The sequence below is a fragment of the bacterium genome, from assembly GCA_040753555.1.
Taxonomy (GTDB): domain Bacteria; phylum UBA9089; class UBA9088; order UBA9088; family UBA9088; genus JBFLYE01.
Genome location: JBFMDZ010000194.1, coordinates 1 through 3,874 on the forward strand (window position 1 = coordinate 1; position 3,874 = coordinate 3,874).

Below are 3,874 nucleotides of genomic sequence, written 5' to 3' on the forward strand. Positions count from 1 at the left end.
GTAATTATTGAGGCACATACAGATAATATAAAACCAAAGGGCTATCCATCAAATTGGGAGCTTTCATCAGAAAGGGCAAATGCTATCTTTAACTACCTTGCAGAAAGGGGGCTTTCTAAAAAAAGGTGTAACTATTCACCCTATAGGGAAATAAGGAATGTATATGTTTAGATAATGTTAAGGAAAATAATGAAGCCAAAGAATAAAAATCCCAATGTCCAAATCCCAATGACAAATGAAATCCCAATGTCCAAATCCCAATAATTTGAAATGATATTGGACATTGGAAATTGGACATTTTTTTGACATTTGAACTTGGGATTTGGGATTTATTATAGAATGGATGAATTTTAAAACAGCCAAACATATAAAATACGATATACTGAATAGTTACCTCATATTTTAATTCTCCTATGTTAGTATTACATGACCTTGCCCACATTTCTTTATCATTAAAATCTATCGGTATCTTTTCTTTCGGTATGTCCTCCTCAACCTGGGTTCCTTTAGAACCCTCCTCATTCTTAAATGGCTTCTTTTCTGCCCATCCCATCCCAGTAAGCAAGCCTAATGCAATCACGCAAGCTATTCCTTTACTTCTTAATGTTTGTTTAAACATCTTACATCATCCTCCTTTAAGGTTTTTTTATAACCTTGTGAATATGCCAATAAGGGGGGCACATTCTGTGCTTGACTAACCCTTCGGGTTATGCTCACCCTGTTTTGGAAAGCAAGATTTCCACCTATTCACAAGCACAACAATCTCAATCTCTTTATTTCCTTACCAATTCTTTGGTTTAAATCCCTGTTTGTTTAGGATTTTGACCATATCTTCTTCTGGTGCAAGGACATAAAGGCCTTTTCTTTCTGCATATTTCTTTGCATTATCCTCTACTGTCATTCCAGCAACAAATCCTATGACTTCTGCCTCTTTATAATCTGGGAAGAATTCTTTGAATTTTGTCAGTCTATCTATGAAGTCTTTTACATAGTCAGAAGAAAGCCTTGTTTTAACCTCACCAACAAAGCAAACCCTTTTTCCATTTCTTGAGCCTGAACATAATAGATCCATTTCAGCCTTAACTTCTTTATTTTCTATTGCTTGAACCCTTGGAAAAATTTGGGTTATCTTTATCCCTAAGGGAAAGAATAGCTTAGAAACAGAAGGGGCTACTAACCCTTCTGCAAACCTTCCTAGACCATCTGATACCTTACCTACCTCTTTAGATACCTTGTCTATCTCTTTATCGGTTTTCTTGAACATAGCCCTTAATTCTTGGTCTGTCTTTTTAAGCTGCTCGTCAATCTTTTTTTGTCGCTTGTCAGCCTCTTTTTGTCGCTCATCAGCCTTTACAGCCATAGCCTTTAGAAGCTTACTGAATTCTTCCCTAAATTCCTCCTGGCTTCTTAATAAGGCTTCTATCCTCCTATCAACGCCGTCAACCCTTTGTTCAATTTTAATAGACATATCAATCACCTCCTAATATTCTATTCATAACTTTAATTTTAACAACCTTCCTCCTCTTTGTCAAACAAAATTTTTTTACTTCCATCCTGTGCCTCTAAAGCCAATAGCTTCTTCATCTTACATTGCCTTTAAACTACGCCGGTCAGGCTTCGCCTGCCATCCCTTCAAGGAAGGGGAACTCCCTTCATTCCCCTCTTTCAGAGGGGTGTCCCAAAGGGACGGGGTGTTCAGAGGGGTGTCAAACAAATTTTTTGCCATTTTTTTTAAATCCTTACCACAGTTTTGCGTTTTGCGTTTTAAGTTTTGCATTTTATTTATGTTTTCCCCCGAGCCCCCTTTCAAAATAATCCATTTCCATTTAAACCATTTCCAAAGACACAGTTATAGTTATGCCAAGGGTAACTCAATATATGAGGGTCATAATAATTATAGATGCCATAATTGCTATTGCTTGCAATGATGTTATTATAAATGGTCGGAAAAGGTTTTTTCTCACAATAGATGCCATTGCCTTTATTTATATTTATTGTGTTATTTAAAATAGCAGGAGAAGATTCCTTACAAGAAACGCCATTTTGATTATTCCCACTTATTATGTTGTTTATGATAAATGGGGAGGAGTATTCGCAATAGATGCCATCATAACCATTTCCTGATATTGTGTTGTTTATAATGGAAGGGGAAGAGGAGTAGCAACTAATGCCATATCCATTTTTTGATATAATATTATTGGTAATAGTTGGAGAGCCATTTCTGCAAAGTATTCCATTTCCTCCACCCATTATTGTAAAGCCTGTAATTTTAGCAAAATTTGTATTTCCTCCCTCAAATGTTATTTGTCCTGTTATTGTTGCATTTTTGCCAATCAAAGCTATTGCCTTGTTTATATAAATTGCTTCCTGATATGTTCCCGATAAAACAGAAACTGTGCCATTTGAAGGAAAGCTATCTATACCCCTCTGGATTATAGAATAGGGATGCTCCAATGAGCCATTCTCAATGCCCGATGTATTAGGACTAACATAAAAGGTAGTTGTATTTGTTGCCTGGATTTTAATTGTAATAGTTATAGTGGTTTGGTAAGAGCCAGATACGGATATACTTCTATATGAATGATAATAGCCATTGCAGGATGCTTTTGCTGTATAGCTTCCAAAAGAAAGGTATCCTATTGTAAAGCTTCCATTATTATCTGTTTTTACTTTATCCACCATTGAAAACTCCAGAAATTCTACCAAAACATTAGGTAATGGATTGTTATTTATATCAATAACAATACCACTAACAAAGGCAATCACAGAATTTCCTCCATACTCGTATGCACCCATATCAACCCCACCATTTATTATCCTTGGGTTTCCATCTTTGTCAGTCTTCGGCAATTGGGGGGCAAGGTTTGTGCCTTTATTTATACAGGGAGAATTAGTTGATAGTTCATAGTTCATAGTTGATAGAAATTGAGGGTTTAAGGATATATCATAATAGCCGTAGCATTTAAAATAGTTATTTGTTGTAGATAAGCCATTTCTATAGACACAATTGTAGTTAATTGTGGGATTGCCATTGTCATTATAGATGCCATAACAATTATTGCTTGATGTGCCGTTTTCTACAATGATATTGTTATAAATAGTTAGGGATGAAGAATAGCAATAAATTCCATGAGACTTATTCTTTGCTATTGTATTATTGATGATATTTGAAGAAGAATCCTCGCAGGAGATACCGCACCAATTCCCTTCAATTATGTTGTTAGTGATAGGTGGTGAGGACTCGTTGTTGCAATAAATGCCATACCAATTATTCCCTGAGATTGTATTGTTTATGATTTTTGAGGAGGAGGAGCAGCACCAGATACCATAGTCATTATTCCCCATTATTGTATTATTGATGATAAGTGTAAAGGAGTAGCCGCAGTAGATGCCAGAGCCATTATTCTCTGATATGGTGTTATTAGTGATAGTTTGGGAGGAGCCGTAGCAGGAGATGCCATACCCGTCATTCCTTGATATGGTGTTGTTTGTGATAAGTGGCGAGGAGGAAGATTTGCAGGAGATGCCAGAGCTATTTCCCGATATTGTATTATTGATGATTTGTGGAGAAGAATTATCACAGTAGATGCCATCATAGCCATTCCCTGATATGGTGTTGTTTATAATAGAGGGCGAGGAAGAATAGCAGAGAATACCATACCCTCTATTGTTTAATATTGTATTGTTTGTAATGCTTGGGGAGCCATTATTGCAATATATCCCATTACCATTTGGCCACTCTCCACCTGCCCCAGTTATGGTAAATCCGGTAATGGTTGCAAAATTTGTATTTATTCCACTAAAGGTTACCGTGTTTGTCTCATCCAGACCAGATGCTGTAATGGTTGCATTTTTGCCGATTAAGCTTATTGCC

At 36.4% G+C, this 3,874-nt stretch carries 4 protein-coding genes; 2 read left to right on the top strand and 2 right to left on the bottom strand.

Annotation, left to right across the window (positions count from 1 at the left end; all coding sequences use genetic code 11):
- Positions 1 to 6 precede the first annotated feature (6 nt).
- Both AB1630_11070 and AB1630_11075 read left to right on the top strand, forming a co-directional pair.
- Positions 7 to 171: an OmpA family protein gene (locus AB1630_11070; GenBank protein ID MEW6104333.1), complete on the top strand. Its 165-nt coding sequence runs from the start codon at positions 7 to 9 to the stop codon at positions 169 to 171.
- A gap of 242 nt (positions 172 to 413) precedes the next feature.
- A complete protein-coding gene (locus AB1630_11075; GenBank protein MEW6104334.1) occupies positions 414 to 698 on the top strand; it encodes a hypothetical protein in 285 nt (94 codons plus the stop codon).
- An 83-nt stretch (positions 699 to 781) separates the two neighbouring features.
- On the opposite strand, the gene AB1630_11080 is transcribed toward AB1630_11075, so the two are convergent.
- Complete coding sequence (locus AB1630_11080; protein MEW6104335.1) at positions 782 to 1,468, bottom strand: hypothetical protein; 687 nt, start codon at positions 1,466 to 1,468, stop codon at positions 782 to 784.
- 338 nt (positions 1,469 to 1,806) lie between these two features.
- The coding region (locus AB1630_11085; GenBank protein ID MEW6104336.1) for a right-handed parallel beta-helix repeat-containing protein at positions 1,807 to 3,874 on the bottom strand (2,068 nt) is incomplete at its 5' end.